General features: G+C 50.2%; 18 protein-coding genes. 12 read left to right on the top strand and 6 right to left on the bottom strand.

Annotated elements, in window-relative coordinates:
• Positions 1–33: 33 nt before the first annotated feature.
• Positions 34–795, bottom strand: coding sequence for an SH3-like domain-containing protein (locus BD_RS00590; RefSeq protein ID WP_144314012.1), 762 nt, complete (start codon positions 793–795; stop codon positions 34–36).
• A gap of 159 nt (positions 796–954) precedes the next feature.
• Between BD_RS00590 and BD_RS00595 the strand changes: the two genes are divergently transcribed.
• The 5 genes from BD_RS00595 to mltG are packed head-to-tail and all read left to right on the top strand — an operon-like array spanning position 955 to position 7,306.
• Positions 955–2,331: an aminotransferase class III-fold pyridoxal phosphate-dependent enzyme gene (locus tag BD_RS00595; protein WP_011162740.1), complete on the top strand. Its 1,377-nt coding sequence runs from the start codon at positions 955–957 to the stop codon at positions 2,329–2,331.
• Entirely contained in the window at positions 2,332–3,678 is a 1,347-nt protein-coding gene (locus BD_RS00600) for a M20/M25/M40 family metallo-hydrolase (protein WP_011162741.1), read from the top strand.
• The gene (locus BD_RS00605; protein ID WP_011162742.1) at positions 3,675–4,703 is read left to right on the top strand and encodes an arginine N-succinyltransferase; all 1,029 of its coding nucleotides are present in this window, start codon (positions 3,675–3,677) and stop codon (positions 4,701–4,703) included. Before BD_RS00600 ends, BD_RS00605 begins: the two co-directional genes overlap by 4 nt.
• A 3-nt stretch (positions 4,704–4,706) precedes the next feature.
• Entirely contained in the window at positions 4,707–6,224 is a 1,518-nt protein-coding gene (locus BD_RS00610; RefSeq protein ID WP_011162743.1) for a succinylglutamate-semialdehyde dehydrogenase, read from the top strand.
• A complete protein-coding gene (mltG, locus tag BD_RS00615) occupies positions 6,224–7,306 on the top strand; it encodes an endolytic transglycosylase MltG (RefSeq protein WP_011162744.1) in 1,083 nt (360 codons plus the stop codon). Before BD_RS00610 ends, mltG begins: the two co-directional genes overlap by 1 nt.
• Here the strand turns inward: mltG and BD_RS00620 are convergent.
• Positions 7,303–7,797 (bottom strand): hypothetical protein, encoded by a 495-nt coding sequence (locus BD_RS00620; protein WP_038450495.1) that lies wholly within the window; start codon positions 7,795–7,797, stop codon positions 7,303–7,305. The genes mltG and BD_RS00620 overlap by 4 nt on opposite strands.
• Positions 7,798–7,881: 84 nt before the next feature.
• Between BD_RS00620 and lysC the strand changes: the two genes are divergently transcribed.
• The 6 genes from lysC to BD_RS00650 all read left to right on the top strand — a co-directional run bounded on the left by lysC (position 7,882) and on the right by BD_RS00650 (position 14,809).
• A complete protein-coding gene (gene lysC / locus BD_RS00625; protein ID WP_011162746.1) occupies positions 7,882–9,264 on the top strand; it encodes a lysine-sensitive aspartokinase 3 in 1,383 nt (460 codons plus the stop codon).
• A gap of 48 nt (positions 9,265–9,312) precedes the next feature.
• Complete coding sequence (locus tag BD_RS00630) at positions 9,313–9,912, top strand: nitroreductase family protein (RefSeq protein ID WP_011162747.1); 600 nt, start codon at positions 9,313–9,315, stop codon at positions 9,910–9,912.
• A gap of 232 nt (positions 9,913–10,144) precedes the next feature.
• The gene (gene dusB, locus BD_RS00635; protein ID WP_011162748.1) at positions 10,145–11,158 is read left to right on the top strand and encodes a tRNA dihydrouridine synthase DusB; all 1,014 of its coding nucleotides are present in this window, start codon (positions 10,145–10,147) and stop codon (positions 11,156–11,158) included.
• Positions 11,159–11,280: 122 nt separating this feature from the next.
• A complete protein-coding gene (gene typA, locus BD_RS00640; RefSeq protein ID WP_011162749.1) occupies positions 11,281–13,095 on the top strand; it encodes a translational GTPase TypA in 1,815 nt (604 codons plus the stop codon).
• A complete protein-coding gene (locus BD_RS00645) occupies positions 13,095–14,021 on the top strand; it encodes an ABC transporter ATP-binding protein (RefSeq protein ID WP_011162750.1) in 927 nt (308 codons plus the stop codon). The genes typA and BD_RS00645 overlap by 1 nt, the downstream gene beginning before the upstream one ends.
• Entirely contained in the window at positions 14,021–14,809 is a 789-nt protein-coding gene (locus BD_RS00650; protein ID WP_011162751.1) for an ABC transporter permease, read from the top strand. The genes BD_RS00645 and BD_RS00650 overlap by 1 nt, the downstream gene beginning before the upstream one ends.
• Here the strand turns inward: BD_RS00650 and BD_RS00655 are convergent, their stop codons facing one another.
• The 4 genes from BD_RS00655 to BD_RS00670 are packed head-to-tail and all read right to left on the bottom strand — an operon-like array spanning position 14,810 to position 17,625.
• On the bottom strand, positions 14,810–15,217 hold the full coding sequence (locus tag BD_RS00655) for a DUF523 domain-containing protein (protein WP_011162752.1): 408 nt from the start codon (positions 15,215–15,217) through the stop codon (positions 14,810–14,812). It lies immediately after the preceding gene.
• Positions 15,214–16,047, bottom strand: coding sequence for a monofunctional biosynthetic peptidoglycan transglycosylase (gene mtgA / locus BD_RS00660; RefSeq protein ID WP_011162753.1), 834 nt, complete (start codon positions 16,045–16,047; stop codon positions 15,214–15,216). The genes BD_RS00655 and mtgA overlap by 4 nt, the downstream gene beginning before the upstream one ends.
• A 7-nt stretch (positions 16,048–16,054) precedes the next feature.
• Entirely contained in the window at positions 16,055–17,047 is a 993-nt protein-coding gene (locus tag BD_RS00665; RefSeq protein WP_011162754.1) for an SDR family oxidoreductase, read from the bottom strand.
• Positions 17,044–17,625 carry a phosphatase PAP2 family protein gene (locus BD_RS00670; protein WP_011162755.1) on the bottom strand — a complete coding sequence of 194 codons (582 nt, stop codon included), beginning with the start codon at positions 17,623–17,625 and terminating at the stop codon, positions 17,044–17,046. The genes BD_RS00665 and BD_RS00670 overlap by 4 nt, the downstream gene beginning before the upstream one ends.
• A 95-nt stretch (positions 17,626–17,720) precedes the next feature.
• On the opposite strand from BD_RS00670, the gene BD_RS00675 reads away from it, so the two are divergent.
• On the top strand, positions 17,721–18,473 hold the full coding sequence (locus BD_RS00675) for a flagellar motor protein (protein ID WP_038450500.1): 753 nt from the start codon (positions 17,721–17,723) through the stop codon (positions 18,471–18,473).
• Positions 18,474–18,482 lie beyond the last annotated feature (9 nt).

Raw genomic sequence — 18,482 nt, forward strand, 5'->3', positions numbered from 1 at the left:
GAGGTAAATCATATTTTGACCAAGGTCCAGCTGTCAACGCGTCAAAAGCAGGGAGGATTTTTTAATCCAGCCGGTAAGAGAGCCTGGGTAAGTCACCTGCACCCAATCCCCCTGGGTGGTGTGGGCCACAACCTCCATTCCGCCGTATAAATCGAGGATGGAGACCTGGTTTTCACCTGGGGCGGTTTGCAACGCGACTTTCTCTTCGATGATGGTTCCGCGGGTCACAGACAGGTCATAGATTTTCAACCCCAAAAGCCCTGTAAATATAACAAAGCCCAAGGTCAAAATGACGGCCACAGTCGGGAATCTGGGCAGTGCGGTTTCTTCAGTCAGGGCGCGGCGTCTAGCTCCGGCATAACCCAAAAGCAACCATCCAGCGACAAAGAAAAGCAGAGTGGAAAGAATGAGATACGCAGTCAGAGGAACGGGTTGCAGCAGGTTCTTGCGAAGGGTTTCGTAAGTTTCAATCTGGTGCGGAACTTCCTTTACCTGCATCTGTGACAACACAAACTTTAGTCCAGCAACTGCCGTAGAAAGTTCCGGTTCTGAATCCAAAGCTTTGCGCAGAAGGCCAACAGCCAGGGGCTTGTTTCCAAGTTGAAATTCACTCAAAGCAAGATTGGTCAGAACCGTCGCGTTGTGCGGATCATTCTGCAGGGCTTTAGAGAAGCTTTCCTTCGCTTTAGCATAGTCTTTGGCGACATAAAACTGAGTTCCCTGCTTAAAAAGATCTGCAGAGGTCTCTGTTTGCGCCGCACCTAGAGAGGGCAAAATCAGAAAAAGAAAGAACACAGAGAGCAATTTCAAGTTCGACATAGCTCTCAAAGTTTACAGATAAAAGTCTCTTGATGTCTAGGGCGTGGCTTGTCTTAGTCCTGACCGAGGAGTAAACTAGACGGGCATTTCAAAAAACAATGGGTCCTGCTTAGATTAGGCCCCGCGAAAGGTATTATGAGTTCTCTTGTAGGTCATCAGATACAGCAATCCGATAAAATCAAATCCATGATTCAGGATCTTGTTGGCGAAGTTGGAAAACTAAACGCACAGATCACTGGCATTCGCGCTCCGATGGATGAATTTAAAGATTCTGGAAAACAAAAGATTGATCTTGCCGGTCAGTTCCGTGGTCGTCCTTTGCACTATCCGTACATGGGTACGGGCGCGGGCCGTGGTCCTTACGTGGAGCTTGAAGATGGCAGCGTGAAACTGGATTTGATCAACGGTATCGGTATTCACCTGATGGGCCACTCTCACCCACGTGTGATCGCAGCGGCAGTTCGTGGTTCTTTGGCGGACATCCTGACTCAAGGGAACTTGCAGCCGAACAACGAATACCGTCTGTTCACGGAAAAGATCGTCAAACTTGCCAGCAAAAAAAGCCGTATGAAATACGCGTGGATCGCAACCTGCGGCACCATGGCCAATGAAAACGCGTTGAAACTTTCGCGCCAGAAAAATTCCCCGGCTCGTTTTGTGATGGGCTTTAAGGACGCCTTCGCGGGTCGTTCCACCATGATGGCCGAAGTGACCGACAACCCGGCATACAAACAGGGCCTGCCAGAATATAACGAAGTTTTGCGCGTTCCTTTCTATGACAAGCGTGATCCAAAATCCGGCGAAAAAGCTTTGAACGTGATGAAAGAGCACGTGGCAAAACACGAAGGCAATATCTCTGTCTTTGGTTTTGAGCCGATGCTGGGTGAGGGCGGTTATCAGGCGGCTCCGCGTGAATTCTTCATCCCGCTTTTGGATTTCTGTAAATCCAAAAACATCGCAATCTGGGCGGACGAGGTTCAGACCTTCACACGCACAGGTGAATACTTTGCCTTTGAAACTTTGGACATCGGCCAGTATATCGACATCTGCACGATCGCAAAAACAGCGCAGGTGGGTGCGACTCTTTACACCGAAGAATACAATCCAAAACCAGGTTTGATTGCGGGCACATTCTCGGGCTCCACGCCGTCTTTGACAGCGGGTATGGAAATGCTGGACATGCTGGGCGAAGGTTTCCTGGGTCCTCAGGGTCGTATCAATCAAATTCACAGACGCTTCATCGACGGCATCAACCGTCTGAATGAAACATCCTGCAAAGGCATCGCTCAGGATGCGGGTGGTATGGGTCTGATGATTGCGTTCACTCCGCACGATGGCAAAAAAGAAAGCGTGAATGCCTTCCTGAATAAACTCTTCCAAAACGGCGTGATTGCTTTCCCTTGCGGTAAAGATCCGGTTCGCGCCCGTTTCCTGGTGCCGGCGATCATTGAAGACGCTGACATCGACATCGCTTTGAAAGCGATCGAAAAAACTTTGCTTGAAGGAGTCTAGTTGGACTTCATCGAGGCCTGCCGACAACTGATCGCTATCGACAGCTCACCCACTCACGGCAATAAAGAATTGTCCAAGTGGGTGGCGGCCTTTTGCCGTCAGCGTGGATTGCACGTTGAAGAGCAAGAGGAGGTTGTCGGGGACCTTGAACAGGCGAATGTGATTGCCCGTCCGGTGGCGGAGCGCCCGGAAGCCGAGTTCCTGCTGCAAACGCATCTGGACACGGTGGATCCGGGGCCGTTCTCGCTTTGGACAGATACGGGCAGCAATCCGTTTGATGCCCATATCATCGACGGAAAAATCCACGGCCTGGGGGCCGCGGATGTAAAGCTCGACTTCTTGTGCAAACTAGAAGCGCTGGCATCGTTCGGACCTGATCGCAAATGGCGTTTGCCGCCAGTCCTGGTGGGGACCTTTGGGGAAGAGTCCGGCATGCAAGGGGCCCTGAAGCTGATTCGCAAAAACAAGATTTCTGCGAAGATGGCGTTGATCGGGGAGCCCAGTGATCTGCGAGTGATCAATGCGGCGAAAGGTTTTGCCAGTGTTGAAATTCACGTGCCGTTCTCGGATGAAGAGATGCGCTATCGGGAAGAACACAACCTGCGCGAAAGCACCTCGACGCAGTCTAAGATTTTCCGCGGTAAAGCGGCGCACTCTTCCACGCCGCATCTGGGGGAAAGTGCGATAGCCAAGATGTTTGAATATCTCATGATGCTGCCGGATTCGGTGAACGTCATGGAGATGGATGGCGGAATCAATTTCAACACTGTTCCCAGCCATGCATTCTTGGAAATCGATATGGTGAACCAGATCCCTGAGCCCATTTCACGTAAGATTGCCAATATCTATCGTGCGGTGAAAGCTCTGGAGCTGGAGTTTTTGGATCATAAAGATGACGATTTTTATCCGACCACGCCGACATTGAACATTGGACTGATCCGCACCAATGAAGGCGACATTCAGATTTCCGGTTCGTGCCGGATTCCTCCGGTGATCACGCATGAAATCTATGAAGGCTGGATGGATCGTCTGCGCCAGGTGTGCGAAGCCAATGGCGCCACCTTCCGCGTGAATGACTATAAAAAGCCCTTCCGCACCGAAGTGACTTCGATTCTTGCAAAAGGGTGTCTGGATGAATTGCGGGCGATGGGACTTGATGACAAGCCAATCACCCAGGCCTCAACAAATGAAGCCAGCATCTTCACCCGCGTGGGTATTGAGTGTGTGTGTTTTGGTCCCGGTAAAAGGGAAGGAAACGTGCACACCCCTCAGGAGCACGTCTCTATAGAGGATCTGCACAAGGCTATTGAGTTTTATAAAAGGATCATCGAAAGGTTTTGTTTATGAGTTTCATAATACGTCCGGTACATCACGATGATTTGAATCAACTGGTGGACCTTGCCAAGCAGTTCAATCTTTTGAACCTGCCTGGCGATAAAAAAGTGATCGGTGAAAAGATCGATCGCAGCGAACAGTCGTTTGCGGGTAAACTTTCTAAAACCCAGTCCGAATATCTTTTCGTTCTGGAAGACGTTGAGGAAAAATACGTCGTGGGAAGTTCTCTGGTTCTGGCCAAACACGGTAACGACGAAGTTCCCCACAGTTATTTCAAAATTTTTAAACGCGACCATTTTTCCCAGGATCTGGGTGTCGGCTTTATTCATCAAGTTTTGCGCTTTCAGCTGGATTTTGACGGTCCAACAGAAATCGGAGGACTTCTTGTTGATAAATCCTATCGCCGTCGTCCGGAAAAGCTGGGAAAACAAATCAGTCTTTCCCGTTTCCTGTACATGGGTCTTTACCCGGAACGCTTTGAAGACCGTGTGCTGTGTGAACTGACGCCGCCACTGACAGATGAGGGCCGCAGTGAATTCTGGGAGGCGCTGGGCCGCCGATTCACGGGGTTGCCGTATCAGGAAGCCGATCTTCTTTCCCAGTCCCACAAGGAATTTATCGAAAGTCTGTTCCCGCAAGATGATATTTACCTGTGCCTGCTGGACGCCAAAGCGCGTCTGGTTTTGGGACGTGTGGGTGAAGCCACGAAGCCTGCCCAGCATCTTTTGGAAAGCATCGGCTTTAGTTATCTGGATGAAGTCGATCCTTTTGATGGGGGTCCTCACTATGGCGCCAATGTGTCCCAGATTCTGCCGATCACTCAAGGACGTCGTCTGCGTGTGACGGAGTTTAAAGATGCCGCCTACAAAGAGCAGGGCCTTGTGGCCACCACGGGCGAGGATTTCAAAGCGTCTCTGGCGTCTGCAGATGTGCGTGGCAATGATGTGGCCCTGGCGCCGAAGGTGCGTCAGCTTCTAAATATTGAAGTCGGCGAAGAAATTTATATGTCTCCATTTAATTACAATAGAGGAAAATAAGAAATGAGCACCACCATCTTCCCAATCAAATACAAAGGTGACTTTATCAACGGACGTTTTGTTCCGGTCAGCAAAGGGGACGGCGAGTTTAAGGACATCAGCCCGGCCGATTTGTCGGACCTGGTTATGACGGTGCCATTTAAAAACGACCACATCGATGAGGCCTGTGTCGCAGCGAAAAAAGCCTATATGGGCTGGGCGATGCTGTCCGTGGACGAGCGCCGTGGTTATCTGATGCGTTTGAAAGAACTTTTTGATTCCCATGCTGAACAAATGGCGCAGGTGATTTCCCGCGACACTGGAAAACCAACTTGGGAAGCTCTGACCGAAGCCAAAGCTTTGGGCGCAAAGATCGACATCACTTTGAACCAGTCTTTGAATCTGGTGGCGGAAGAAAGAATTCCCAACGCCCTTCCACAAGTGGAGGGTGTGATTCGTTATCGTTCCCGCGGGGTGATGGCCGTGGTGGGTCCGTTCAACTTCCCGGCACATTTGCCAAATGGTCACATCATTCCGGCGTTGATTGCGGGTAACACGGTGGTGTTCAAACCGTCCGAGCAGACTCCGGCGGTGGGGCAGTTCATGGCAGAAATCTATGAAAAAGCCCAGTTCCCTCCAGGCGTCTTCAATCTGGTTCAGGGTGCCGGCGCTGCGGGTGGACGTTTGGTTGCCAATGAACATGTGGACGGGATTCTGTTCACGGGTTCTTACGAAGTCGGTTTGAAAATCAAACAAGAGACTTTGAATCACTACTGGAAAATCCTGGCTCTTGAAATGGGCGGTAAGAATGCCACGGTTGTCTGGGATGATGCGGACATGGATAAGGCGATCTATGAAAGCCTTGTGGGTTCTTATATGACCGCGGGTCAGCGCTGCTCCTGCACCAGTCGTATTATTTTGCACCCGAAAATCGCTGACGAGTTCACGGAAAGATTCTATCAGGCGGCGAAAAAGCTTTCGATCGGTCACTGGACAGAAAACACCTTCATGGGACCATTGATCAACGAGGCGGCGGTGGAAAAGTACATCCGCTTCCAGGAAATCGCCAATCGCGAAAACTGTGAAAGCCTGATGCGCGGCAAAGCTTTGGATTTGAAACACAAAGGTTACTATGTGACGCCGTCGATCCATCTGGTGAACAAGTTTGATCCGAACAGCGTTTATCAGAAAAGCGAAATCTTCGGCCCGAACGTGGCGATCTATCAGTCAGATAACTTCGACGAAGCGATGAACATCGTGAACTCTTCCGGATACGGCCTGGTGATGGCATTGTTCTCCAAGAACAAGGAACTTTACGAGCAGGCTTTGTTGAAGGCGCGCGTGGGTCTTTTGAACTGGAATCGCACGACGAACGGATCCAGCTCCCGTCTGCCGTTTGGTGGCATGGGCAAATCCGGCAATGACCGCCCTTCCGCGCACTTTGCAATTCAGTATTGTACTGTGCCGGTGGCGAGCCTTGAAGATGCGACTCCTTTTGACCCGACAAAAATTCTGCCGGGCATGAACTTGGATATGAAGTAATGAAGAAAACGATTTTGGTTCTGATTCTTGCGGTGGTGATCCTTTTGGCCTCTGTCGGTGGCGGCGTGGCCTATCTGGCGTATCAGTTTACCAACTCCCGCCCCAGCGATGTGGCTCAGGATGTGGTTTACGAAGTCACTCCAGGAAAAGGTTTTGCCACGATTGCCAAAGAGCTTGAAGAAAAGGGTCTGGTGAAAAACGCCACGTTCTTTAATCTTTTTGCCCGCTTTAAAGGGGATCGTTCCAAAATCAAAGTCGGTGAATACCTTCTTCGCACCAATATGATCCCGACTGAAGTTCTTGAGGCCATCACTTCAGGTAAAAGTATTGCCCGAAGTTTTACGGTCAGCGAAGGTCTTAGCACCTACGAAATTGCCGAACTTTATGAAAAGCAGGGCTTCGGCACAGCCGAAAGCTTTATGGCTTTGGTGCGGGATCCAGCGCTGATTCAAAGTCTGCTGGGCGAAAAAGCCGACAGTCTGGAAGGTTATCTGTTTCCGGAAACCTACATGTTGACCAAGTACACGGACACCAAAACGCTGATCTCAAACATGGTGAAGCGTTTTTTGTACGTTTACAACGAAGTGATGGCACAGGCTGAAATCAGATCCATGACCCGCAATCAAGTGGTGACGTTGGCAAGTATCATCGAAAAAGAAACCGGCGCTCCAGAGGAAAGACCGCTGATTTCTTCGGTCTTCCACAATCGCCTGGCGAAGAAAATGCGCCTGCAAACCGATCCAACGGTGATTTACGGAAAAGCCGAAGCCCTGGGTAAGATCGTGATCAATATCACGCGCGCGGATTTGCAAACACCCACTCGTTACAACACCTATGTGATTTACGGATTGCCTCCGGGCCCGATTGCGAACCCAGGTCGTGAAGCGATCTTGGCGGCCGTGAAGCCTCAAGAGTCCCAGTATTTGTTCTTTGTCAGCCAGAATGACGGGACCCATGTGTTTTCTGAAGACTACAAGGGCCATCAGCGTGCGGTTCAAAAATTCCAGTTGGATCGTAAAGCGCGTGAAGGAAAATCCTGGAGAGACCTGCAAAAACGCCCGTCCACTCCGGATAAAAACTAGGGCTCAAAGCCCTCTGGAGCAGTGGCCCGGTCGAAGGATTTCGTATTCGGGTTGTAGCGGAAGATATTCAATCGAGGCACCATCTGCTCATCATAAGTTGGTGCCACAATCTCAAAAGTCCCATCCTTGTCCACATCGGTCAGTGCCAGATTCGTGGCATTTCCCTGAACCAGTACAAACCCGTCGCGGTTTTCATATAATGGTAATCTTGCCAGCAATGTCAGGCCCTCAGCGGAAGCATCATAAACTTCTAAACTCAGGCTGTTGCGACTTTGGATTTTAAGCACCACCACTTTGGGGCCGTCCGGACCCAGTGTGCCGTCCACTTTGGCGACGATCTTGCGCTCTGAACTTAAAAAAGCATCTTTAACTTTCCCGCGCAGGGAAGGGACCACGGCCACCACGGTCAAAGCCATGGCAATCAAGGAAAGGGCTCCCATAAGGATGATTTCTTTTTTCTTGAATGTCGTTTCAGAGGTGGTCGCGTTCATAGGGAAAGTCTGCCATAAAAGTCGTTGAATGAAAAAGCATAACCGCATTAGGATATTCCCTGGCCCAAGGGCCAAGGAGTGCATGTGGCAAAACTGGTAGTTTCTAAATTTGGCGGCACCTCCATGGGAGATGCAGACTGTATGCTTCGCAGTGCGGAAGTCAGCTTCCGCCAGGGTTCGGGTCTGGTGGTTGTTTCTGCCACCTCCGGCACCACCAACGATCTGATTGCTCTTGGCAAAACCGCCGAATCCCAAGCTTGGTCGGAATCTGAAAAAATCCTTTCCAAGATTCAGGACAAACACAATAAGATCGCCCAGGATCTGAAACTGCCAGCCGATGCCAAAGCCAAACTGGAAACTTTGTTTGAAGAAATGAGTTCATTGGCAAAAGGTATGCACCTTCTGAAAGACTGCTCGGTCAAAGCCATGGACACCCTGATGAGTCTGGGGGAAAGAATGTCCTCCGTTCTTTTCACCGAAGCGATGTCTCAGGTTCTAAAAAAGCACGGCTCTGCAAAATCCGCTGAACTTTTGGACGTGCGCACAGTTTTGCGCACGGATGATCAGTTCGGTAAAGCCAAACCACTCACCAATGATGTGGCTAACCTGTGCCAGAAGAACCTGTCTTTCCTGCGTGAGGGAAAGAAAGTCATGTGCACGCAAGGTTACATTGGCATGACTGAAGAAGGCATCACAACCACTTTAGGGCGCGGGGGCAGTGACTATTCCGCCGCGATTTTGGCCGAAGGTGTGTCTGCGGATGTGCTGGAGATCTGGACAGATGTGGCGGGGATTGCAACGACGGATCCGCGTCTGTGCCCGAAGGCACAACCTATCAGCGAAATTTCCTTCAAAGAAGCTTCCGAACTTGCCACTTTTGGTGCGAAAGTTCTGCATCCGGCGACATTGCTTCCAGCCATTCGCAAGAACATTCCTGTCTTTGTGGGTTCCAGTTTTGATGTTGAAGCCCGCGGCACCTGGGTGCGCATGGATGTGGAAGATCATCCGCTGATTCGTGCGATGGCGCTTCGAAAAAAACAGGTGCTTGTGACCCTTTCCACTCCGGAAATGCTTTACGCGCATGGCTTTTTGTTCCAGATCTTCAAAATCTTCAACGATCACAAAGTCAGTATCGACGCGATCACCACCTCTGAAATTTCAGTCAGTGTGACCCTGGATGACTCAACTTTATTGAATAAAAATCTGATCAAGGATCTTTCTCAGATCGCGGATGTGCAGGTGGAAGAAAACCTGGCACTGATTTCTTTGATCGGAAACAACATCAACCACACGCCGGGCTTGGGAAAAAGAATCTTCGAGACCATTCCGGACATCAATGTGCGCATGATCTGTCTGGGTGCCAGCAAACACAACTTCTGTTTCCTGGTGGCCGATGAACAGGGCCCCGAGGTCATCAAACGCCTGCACGCCTGCTTCATCGAAGCCGGCATCGAAGAAATGGCCTAAAAGGTACCTGCTTACTTTTTCCGAAGCGTCGCGTAAGGAGATTTACAAATGGAAAAGAATGAATTTTACAAGTTGCTGGAATCCAGAAAGTCCATTCGTAAGTATAAGGCCGAGCCGGTTCCTAAAGACGTAATTGAGCGAGTATTGTCGGCGGGGATGCAGGCTCCATCCGGAAAGAACCGTCAGAACTGGCGCTTCTTTGTTGTGACGGGAAAAAAGCGCGACGAGTATTTGAAGTATTCGCAAAAATCCTGGCTGGGCATCAAAGACATTTTGTCGCAAAGACTGAAACCGTCGCTTTACGATTTCACCGAAAGATTCTTCTACACACTTGGTGATGCGCCGGTGATTGTGTTTGCGTATTCCCACAATGACTCTGAAGAGCGCTATCACACCAGCATCGGCTCGGTGTACATGGCGGTGGAAAACATGAATCTGGCGTGTCTGGTGGAAGGCCTTGGCAGCTGCACGATGGGGGCTCCACTAGAGATCAAAGAAGAGGTCGATCAGTTCCTGGGTGTGGATAAACTTCCGGAATACCAGCGAGGTGAACTGGAACTTTTGTGTGCGATGGTGATGGGATACCCGGATCACAATCCCCCGAAAGCCCCCCGTCAAATTGAGGGTCGCGTAACTTGGTTTGAATAAAACAAGTTAAGTGCATAAAATCACTTATTTTTGTGTAAACTAAAGGGTCCTTTCGGGCCCTTTTTCTTTGGCTTAAAACCACCTCAATCGAATAGAAGCACGCTTGGAGCGGACTTTTCCCGTAAAGCCTGTGGTCATCCGGCCTGAAAAACCTATAAGCTCTCGATTTCTTTTGTTTATTCGGTGGTTTTCCCTATCCATAGAATGGGGATTTTGATATATCGCTTCCCCTATGAATCCAGTTGAAGCCTTAAAGACAAATCCCTTTGTCCTTGCCCCTATGGCCGGGATCACGGATCACGCTTTTCGCACCTTTATCAAAAAACTAGATGCCAGTGTTGTCGTCACCGAACTTGTCAGTGCCAGCGGTATTGAATACAAGTCCGATCGCACTTTGAAGCTGATGAGCTTTGATGAATCTCAGCGCCCCATCGGCATCCAGCTTTTTGGTGAAGAGCCCGAGATCGTGGCGCGTGCCGCTCAGGTGGCCGAGGCCGATGGCTGTGACTTTGTGGATCTGAACTTTGGTTGTCCTGTTCCGAAAGTCGTGAAGAAGGGGGCGGGTTCCGCCATTCTGAAAGACCCGGCGGCCGTGCAAAAGATGGTTTCCACCGTCAAAGCGGCAATTAAAATTCCTCTGACAATCAAGATCCGCACGGGCTGGGATGCGAATTCCCGCAACGCCACTGAGATTTGTAATATTGCCTACAACGAAGGGGTTTCCTGGGTTGCGATCCATGGTCGTACCCGCGCTCAGTCCTATACCGGACTTGCGGACTGGGACTTCATCGCAGATGTAAAAGCCAATACCAAGATTCCCATTCTTGGAAACGGAGACATCCTCACTCCTCGTCAGGCCAACTTAAGACTGCAGCAGTCCGGTTGTGACGGGGTGATGATCGGCCGGGGATGCCTTAAAAACCCGTTTATCTTCATGGACGCCCTGTCCTTGTGGCGAGGCGAGCCGATTAAGGACGTGAAGAGGGATTATGTGAGTCTGTTCCAGGGTCTGCAAAAAGAGATCGTGGCGCATTGTGATGAGCACATCACCGGGATCCAGCTCAGAAAGTTTGCAGCTTGGTTCTCAACAGGGTATTCTGGAGCGGCTCAATTCCGTAAGAATCTATTCCAGTCCAAAAGCAATGACGAGATCATGGCCTTAGCGAATGAGTTTTTCGCAAGTATTGGAAATGTAGAACAAGAAGATACCAGTCAGGAAGATTTCTTAATGGGCGGTCACGGTTAACAAACCGTGAACTGCGGGGGCCTCTGATGGCGTTTTGACAAGAGCCTGACGAGCATTTGTTTTGATTTTAGTTTAAGTTTTAAGTGTTTTGTTTTTAGAGAGTTTCATAACGAAGGGTAAATATGATTCAAGATCCGAAGAAAATTAGAAATATCGCGATCATCGCGCACGTCGACCACGGTAAGACGACACTGGTTGACCACTTGATTAAACAAGCAGGTACTTTCCGTGACAATGAGCACGTTGAAGAGCGCCTGATGGACTCCATGGATCTTGAGAGAGAGCGTGGGATCACGATCGCGGCAAAGAACGCCTCCTTCATGTACAAAGATATCAAAGTTAACATCGTCGATACACCGGGGCACAGTGACTTCGGCGGCGAGGTTGAGCGTATTTTGAACATGGTTGATGGTTGTATCCTTCTTTGCGATGCTTCCGAAGGTCCATTGCCACAGACTCGTTTCGTTTTGAAAAAAGCTCTTGAGGGCGGCAAAAAAGTTATCGTTTGTATCAACAAAATTGACCGTTCTGATGCTCGTATTCAGGAGGTTCACAATGAGTTGTTCGATTTGTTCATCGATTTGGATGCAACTGAAGAACAATGTGATTTCCACACTGTTTACGCTATCGCGCGTGAAGGTATGGCGACTTTGGATCCAGCGGTTAACACCGGATCCCTGGAAGTTCTTTACGATGCAATCGTAAACCTGGTTCCGCCTCCAACAATTGAAGAAAACGCTCCACTTCAAGTTATGGTTTCCAACATCTCTTACAATGATTACGTAGGTCGTCTGGCGATCGGTCGTATGAGAGCTGGTACCATCAAAGTGGGTGACGAAGTTCTTTGTGTTCAGGCGAACGCTCAGAAGAAAGTTAAAGTATCCGCTTTGTTCCAGTACAAAGTGAACTCCCAGGTTCCTGCCCAGGAAGTTGGCGCGGGTGACATGGTTGTTATCGCGGGTATGGAAGATTTCACTATCGGTGACACCATCACTTCCGTTGTGGATCCTCGTCCACTTCCGCGTATCCGCGTTGAAGAGCCGACAGTGGGCATGGTCTTCTCCGTCAACAACGGTCCTTTCGCCGGTCTTGATGGTAAGAACGTAACTTCCCGTAAAATCATCGACCGTCTGGACAGAGAGTTGTTGTACAACGTGGCTATCCGCGTGGAAAAAACGGACTCTACAGACGCGTTCAAAGTTGTGGGTCGTGGTGAGCTTCAGTTGGGCGTTTTGATCGAACAAATGCGCCGTGAAAACTTCGAGCTTCTGGTTTCCAAACCGACTGTTGTCTTCAAAGAAGAAAACGGCAAGAAAATGGAACCAATGGAGATCGCGGTTATCGATATCGAAGACGCTTACGTTGGTGCCGTAACTGAAAAGTTGGGTAAACGTAAAGGTGTGATGACTAACATGGTTCAAAAAGGTTCCGGACGCACTCGTCTTGAGTTCCGTATTCCTTCCCGTGGTCTGATCGGTTACCGTTCTGAGTTCCTGACGGACACTCGTGGTACCGGTTTGTTGAACACCCAGTTTGACGGTTGGGATGACTACCGTGGTGAAATCGAACACCGTTTGAACGGTGCGATGATCTCTGACCGTAAAGGTACTGCGACATCCTATGCGATCTGGAATCTTCAAGAGCGCGGTGTCATGATGGTTGAACACGGTGATGAAGTGTACGAAGGCATGATCGTTGGTGAACACGCCAAGGAAAATGATCTAGAAGTGAACATCACTCGTGAAAAGAAATTGTCAAACGTACGTGCTTCGGGTTCTGATGAAGCTATCCGTCTGGTTCCGGTGAAAAAATTCACTCTGGAAAGAGCGATGGAATGGATCAAAGAATCTGAGCTGATCGAAGTGACGCCGAAGCACATCCGTCTTCGTTTGCGTGAACTTGATCCGCATAAACGTGCAAAAGCAGCGAAGGAATAATGAGTACGAACGTCGCCATTGAAATCAAGGATCTGACCAAAAAATACGACGATAAGATCGCCGTAGACGGAATCAATCTGGAGATTTACAAAGGCGAGTGTTTCGGGCTTCTTGGTCCAAACGGGGCTGGCAAATCTACAACCATGAAAATGATGTATTGCTCAGCCCTGGTTTCAAGCGGGGAACTTTATGTTCTCGGCCTGAATGTTAAGAAAAATTATCGCGAGATCAAATCTCGCATAGGGGTCGTCCCGCAAGAGGACGGCCTTGATCCTGACTTCACAGTCCTTGAAAACCTTCTCGTCTACGCAAGCTTTCATAATATCCCAGTTGCTGAGGCCGATCTTCGGGCCCAGGCCTTGTTGCGTCTGATGAAGCTGGAAGAATACCAGGACCGCTCGGTGGAAACACTTAGCGGGGGCATGAAGCGCCGTCTGGCGATTGCTCGTGGCCTGATTAATTCTCCGGAAGTGGTTTTCCTGGATGAACCGACCACAGGTCTTGATCCGCAGGCGCGAGTTTGGATCTGGGACTTCTTTAAGCATCTAAAATCTGAGAAAAGCACCTTGGTGCTGACCACCCACTATATGGAAGAAGCCGAGCAAATGTGTGATCGTGTGGCGATCATCGATGGCGGCCGCATTCTGACTGTCGGTAAGCCCCGCGATCTGATTCGCGAGCTGATCGGCAAGGAAGTGGTGGAGTTTGACACCAATCCGGTGGATCTGAATTACTACCTGGGCCGTTTGCGCGCCGAGGGGTTCTCTTATCAGGTGATCAAAGACACGGTGTCTGTTCTGGTGAAAGAAAATCAGGAAGGCCGGCGCGTGGTGGACCTGATTGCCAGTGACAAGATCTTTATCCGCAAGCCGACGTTGAACGACGTCTTTTTGAAGCTTGCGGGTCATCAACTGAGGGACGAATAATGAAGCTGAAAGACTGCTTTACCATTCCCACAGTGAACAGCGGCGCCATGAAAGTATGGTCCCGCAATTTCATGTATTTTAAAAAAACCTGGCTGGTGTCCCTGTTCTGGATTGTTCTGGAGCCAGTGATCTATCTGGGGGCCATTGGTTTTGGTCTTGGCGCCTTTGTGAACAACATGGGTGGCATGTCTTATATTGAATTCTTCTTCCCGGCGTTGTTGTCCACGACAGCGATGATGGTGGCTTTCTTTGAGGGCACGTATGGGAACTACACGAAGCTGACTCATCAGAAAACCTATGCGACGATCATGCTGACTCGTGTGGGGCCAGAGGAAATTGTGGCGGGCGAGCTTTTGTGGGCGACCAGCAAAGGTTTCTTCGGTGTGACGGGTGTCACGATCGTGGCGCTGTTCTTTGGGTTGATTGATTCTTACCGCATTTTGCTGGCGTTGCCGATTCTGTTCCTGATGAGTGCGCTGTTTTCGTGCATTGGAATGATTCTGACTTCTTACGCACGCAACTATGACTCCTTTATCTATTCGACTTCAGGTTTGATTGTTCCAATGAGTCTGCTCAGTGGAACGTACTTCCCGCTGGATCAGTTGCCCGCGGCACTTCGTTATGTGGCGTACTTGTTCCCGCTGACTCACGCGGTGGCAGCCGTGCGCGAAGTGCTTCATCAGGGACCGACATTGTGGGTTTTGATTCACGTGTTAATTCTGCTGGTGGCGACGTGGATCTGCATGAACATCGCCTTCTTCCGCATTCGTAAGAAACTGCTTAAATAATCAATCGACCGGGGTGACCTTGATGCCGTGTTTTTTCAAAAGCTCGGCAAAAACCCCGTCGCCGTCTTTCTGAGCGCCGGTGAAGGTGCCGTCATAGATCTTTCCGCATCCGCACATGGGGGACTTGGATTTCAACAGCGCCTCGGTGGCGCCGACAAGTTTCGCAATTCTCAGAGCTTCTTCCGCACCACGGGTGTATTGCTCGGTCACATCCACACCCTGATTGGTCAGGACTTGGTCGCCGATGCGTTCTGCCGGAGGACGGGGAGTTGAAAGACCACCCAACTGTTCCGGGCAGACGGGAATGGCTTCCCCGTTTTGCACCATCTCTTCAATCGGGGATCTTGTCTGGGCTTTGCAGTCATAGCGGCAGTGAACTCCGGAAAGGCAGGCAGATACGATCTTCATTCAACCTCCTCGCTGCTTTCAAGCTGCTCCTGGGACTCCAGGTTTTCCAGTTCTTCCAGGGTCGGAATTTCTTCGCCAGAAGTCATTTCCTCCGGTGGAGGTTCGGGTTGGAAGAAATAAGCGACTTGGGCACTGGCAATGTCGTATTCTTCCTGCGAAATCCGGTGATACTGAAAAAGATCATCAACAATACGGCCCAGGCGCTTGCGCGCAAAGGGAGTCAGCTCTTTGCGGTAATAGGACTGGGAGTACTTCACCGGATTCGGAAGAACCATCGCCAGGAAGGCTGACTCAACCACCGTCAATTCTGCCGGGGACTTCTTGAAATAGTATTTCGCCGCCGCCTTGACTCCATAGATGTCTTTGCCGAACTCCACCACGTTCAGATATCTTTCCAGGATTTCTTTTTTGGTCAGGGTGTGCTCGATCCGGTCGGTGATGATGGCTTCAAGACCCTTGCGGATGAAGGTGCGGTCCTTGTTCAGGAACATGTTTTTCGCCAGCTGCTGGGTGATGGTGGATCCGCCGCGCTTAAAGACACCGGTTTCCCAGCCCTCTTTGGCGTTCTTTTCAATCGCGTCCCAGTCAAAGCCCTTATGATTATAGAAATTGGAATCTTCAGTCAGAATGATGGTCTTTTGCAGGATGGGGGCGATCTGTTTCAGGGGGACATAGTTCTTGGAGCCAGGACACAGTTCCACCTGATACATCTTTGTGACCATACAGCCGCGAATGTCTTTGTCTGACGGCAGCCAGGCCCACAACGAACCTGCGGCCACACCCATCAAAGTCAGAACACCCAATAAAAAGAAAAATAACTTTTTGATCATGCGGGGACTACTTTGCCACCAGTCCGTGATCTTTCATCCATTGCACAGAATTGTGAATGGCTTCGCGGGCCGGTCTTGGTGTGAAGCCAAGTTCCTTTTGGGCTTTGGAAGAATCAAACCAATGATACATCGTGGCCGTGTAGGCATTCTCGCGGCTCAGTGGTCCTTTCATGCCGATCTTTTCCATGAAGTCACCGACAGCGCCGACGGCATGCAAAAGGCCGTCAGGCAGCTGGTGCTTCGGAGGTTTGACGCCGGCTTCGGCTGCAATCATCGCAAAGAGATCCTTGATCAGAATGTTTTCGCCGGAAAGAATATAGCGTTCGCCTTTGCGTCCGACCTTCCAGGCGCTCAGAATGCCGGCAACGACATCCTCCGCAGCGACTACATTCACGCCGCCAGAGGTGTAGAAATTCAATTTCCCTTGAGCAACTTTGACCTGCATCTTGCGGCTGCCCTTTTTGGCATCTCCTCGGCCATAGATTGTCGAGGGGTTCAGCATCACGGCGTCGATCTCATTTTTGTCGCAGGCGCTTTTTACCAGAGTTTCGGCTTGGTGTTTGGTTTCGAAGTATCCCAGATTCAGATCCGCGATGTTGTAAGGGGATTCTTCATTCAGAATCTGATCGGGGGTGTATCCGGCCCCGATGGCCACCACTGAGGACAAGTAAACCAAACGTCGCACGTTGTGCTCGCGGCAGACAGCAATGACGTTGGCCGTGCCTTCGACATTAACCTTGTCCATCAGGGCGCGTTGGGACTTTTTATAGGCAATCACTCCGGCCAGGTGAAAGACCGTGTCCATGCCTTTGGTGGCTTCCAGCAAGGAATGTACATCAGTGACATCGCCGTGAACGTATTTGCACTTCACGCCTTCCAGTTCAGAAAGGTCACTTTTAGGGCGAACCAGGGCATAGACATCGTGGCCCTCTTCCAGAAGGGCTTTGGTCAGCCAGCTGCCTAAAAAACCGTTTGCTCCGGTGACTAAAACTTTCTTCATGTGGTGACGGTCCCTTCATTTTTGATGCGATCAAGGATGAGCTTGCACAGGCGGGCGAATAAAAGGCCAAAGATCAATCCCAACAAGCCCCCGCAGATGACATCGGCCGGGAAGTGAACCCCGTTATACACACGGCTGTAGGCGACCACTGTCGCCAAAGTATACAGCGGCACCGCTGCCGGCGGGAAAATCGCGGAAGTGAAGCTCGCAAAGCTGAACATATTGGTGGCATGGTTGGAAACAAAACTGTAACCGCCAAAGGGGGCGCGTACTTGCACGTTAAGGCCTTCGGTGTGACCGGGCCTTGGGCGCTGCACGGTTTTTTTCAGAGCCCAGTTGCCAAATCCATCAGAAACAGAAACGGACAGAAGGGCAAAGACAAAGATGATCAGACCTTTTTTCAGCCCACGACGCCAGATAAACAGAGCCAGAATCACCGGGACCAGGACATATTTGAAAAACGGTGTTTTATGCAGATCTGTGATGAATGGGAAAAATTGATCAGCCCAAGCCGCAGTCCAATGTGAATTCACCAATACAAAAAGACTCTTATCCAGAGACAAAATAAAATCGAGCATCAGAGTGACTGTACCTTAATTTTTCGCTCGCAGAAAGTCTAGGTTCTGCACTGGTCCAAGTGTCACCAGCAAGGGCCTATGGCATCATTCTGTTTATGGACAAAGCAACATGGATTGGGATTCTGGTAGGGGTCGGTGGGATTCTGCTTGGCAACCTGCTGGAGGGCGGACACACAAGTTCGCTGATGCAATTGACGGCCTTTATTATCGTTTTAACGGGAACTATCGGAGCCGTGATGGTTTCCAGTTCTGAAAAAGACTTAAAGACCGGTCTGCAGCTGGCTAAAAAGGCCTTTCGTCATGAAGAAAGCCGCAGCAAGGTGCGCCTCAACGAAATCGTCGACTGTGCAAGGCTGGCCAAAAAAGAAAACATCCTGGCTTTAGAGCCGCGTCTAAACCGTATCGAGGATCCCCTGTTAAAAGGAGTTCTCAGAAATGTGGTCGACGGTGTCGACATAACCACAATCCGCGATATCTTCGAAACACAAATCCACACCGAAGAAGAAGAGCTTCTGGGCGGAGCCAAAATTTGGACAGACGCCGGTGGTTTTGCACCCACCATTGGTATTATCGGAGCCGTCCTGGGGCTGATTCATGTCATGGGAAATCTGACTGACACAAGTAAATTGGGCGCGGGGATCGCGGTGGCCTTTGTGGCGACTGTGTACGGAGTCAGCTCGGCCAATTTGTTGTTCCTGCCTCTTGGAAACAAACTGAAACGCCGTGTTCAGGCCTTAACCCGCGAAAAAATGATGGTCCTTGAAGGGGGCCTTCTGATCGCCAGCGGAATGAATCCTGTGGTGCTGGAACAGAAGCTTTACGCCTATCTCGACAGCGATCAAAAATAGGTCGGAAAG

The sequence above is a fragment of the Bdellovibrio bacteriovorus HD100 genome (assembly GCF_000196175.1).
Taxonomy (GTDB): domain Bacteria; phylum Bdellovibrionota; class Bdellovibrionia; order Bdellovibrionales; family Bdellovibrionaceae; genus Bdellovibrio; species Bdellovibrio bacteriovorus.

Coding starts and splice junctions, on each gene's coding strand:
- mltG (WP_011162744.1), top strand. CDS start 6,224: ATGAAGAAAACGATTTTGGTTCTGATTCTTGCGGTGGTGATCCTTTTG.
- typA (WP_011162749.1), top strand. CDS start 11,281: ATGATTCAAGATCCGAAGAAAATTAGAAATATCGCGATCATCGCGCAC.
- BD_RS00605 (WP_011162742.1), top strand. CDS start 3,675: ATGAGTTTCATAATACGTCCGGTACATCACGATGATTTGAATCAACTG.
- BD_RS00655 (WP_011162752.1), bottom strand. CDS start 15,217: ATGAAGATCGTATCTGCCTGCCTTTCCGGAGTTCACTGCCGCTATGAC.
- BD_RS00630 (WP_011162747.1), top strand. CDS start 9,313: ATGGAAAAGAATGAATTTTACAAGTTGCTGGAATCCAGAAAGTCCATT.
- BD_RS00650 (WP_011162751.1), top strand. CDS start 14,021: ATGAAGCTGAAAGACTGCTTTACCATTCCCACAGTGAACAGCGGCGCC.
- BD_RS00665 (WP_011162754.1), bottom strand. CDS start 17,047: ATGAAGAAAGTTTTAGTCACCGGAGCAAACGGTTTTTTAGGCAGCTGG.
- BD_RS00645 (WP_011162750.1), top strand. CDS start 13,095: ATGAGTACGAACGTCGCCATTGAAATCAAGGATCTGACCAAAAAATAC.
- BD_RS00675 (WP_038450500.1), top strand. CDS start 17,721: ATGGACAAAGCAACATGGATTGGGATTCTGGTAGGGGTCGGTGGGATT.
- BD_RS00620 (WP_038450495.1), bottom strand. CDS start 7,797: ATGAACGCGACCACCTCTGAAACGACATTCAAGAAAAAAGAAATCATC.
- BD_RS00610 (WP_011162743.1), top strand. CDS start 4,707: ATGAGCACCACCATCTTCCCAATCAAATACAAAGGTGACTTTATCAAC.
- BD_RS00595 (WP_011162740.1), top strand. CDS start 955: ATGAGTTCTCTTGTAGGTCATCAGATACAGCAATCCGATAAAATCAAA.
- dusB (WP_011162748.1), top strand. CDS start 10,145: ATGAATCCAGTTGAAGCCTTAAAGACAAATCCCTTTGTCCTTGCCCCT.
- mtgA (WP_011162753.1), bottom strand. CDS start 16,047: ATGATCAAAAAGTTATTTTTCTTTTTATTGGGTGTTCTGACTTTGATG.
- BD_RS00670 (WP_011162755.1), bottom strand. CDS start 17,625: ATGCTCGATTTTATTTTGTCTCTGGATAAGAGTCTTTTTGTATTGGTG.